An 890-nucleotide genomic window follows, 5' to 3' on the forward strand; every position below is an offset into this window, starting at 1 on the left:
TAGCTCTTCATTAAGGCGCTCTACGGCATTGGTTGTGCGCACGCGGACCCTTACGACGGCTGGCAGCGCTAATACGGCTGTTGCATCATCAAAGCCATCCTCAAGAACTTGCATAGCCTTTGGCGCTGTCTCTTGAAAAGTGTGCATCGTTTTCTCTAAAAGAGATCGGCCGATCTCTTCGTTCGCTGCTTCAAAGATCGCCCGTACATGAGCTTTCACCTCGTGCCGAAGCGATTTCGGTGATGCATCAAGAACGTTGCGCATAAAGTGAGTCTGGCATCGTTGCCAGGTGACGCCTTGAAAGTGAGTCCGAACCGCCTTCACTAACCCGCCGTGCTGGTCGCTTGTGACAAGGTCCACACCGTGTAAGCCGCGTTCTTTTAGATCCATAAAGAATGCGCCCCAACTGGCTTCAGACTCGGTATCGCCAACCATGAGACCAAGTAACTCCCGGTATCCCTCTTGGTTGATACCGGTTGCGATCATAACGCCGCGTGAACGAACTCTACCGTCTTCACGGACCTTTACGTACAAGGCGTCAACGACAAGGAAAGGGTACGTATTCTCCGTTAGCGATCGCGTGCTCCACTCACGCACCACAGGATCGAGCCCTTTACAGAGCTCGCTTACTGTCGATTTGGAGAACTCTGTGCCGCACAGTTCCTCGGTTACCTGCGTCACTTTTCGTGTAGAGACACCGTTCAAGACCATTTCCATGAGTGCAAGGACGAGGGCTTGCTCGCTACGTTGATAACGAGCGAATAATTCCGTGGAGAACTTCCCGTCTCGAAAACGCGGAACACTTAGCGTCAACTTCCCCACGCGAGTCACGAGTGTATGCGGGTAAGTTCCGTTCCGATAACCAAGTCGTTCTTCGGTACGCTCATAAA

1 protein-coding gene is annotated in these 890 nt (G+C 52.5%); it reads right to left on the reverse strand.

What is annotated here, in order from left to right:
* The coding region (locus tag AC0LWM_RS32380; protein WP_474679165.1) for an IS256 family transposase at positions 1 to 890 on the reverse strand (890 nt) is incomplete at both ends.

This window comes from Paenibacillus sp. sgz302148 (assembly GCF_056120465.1).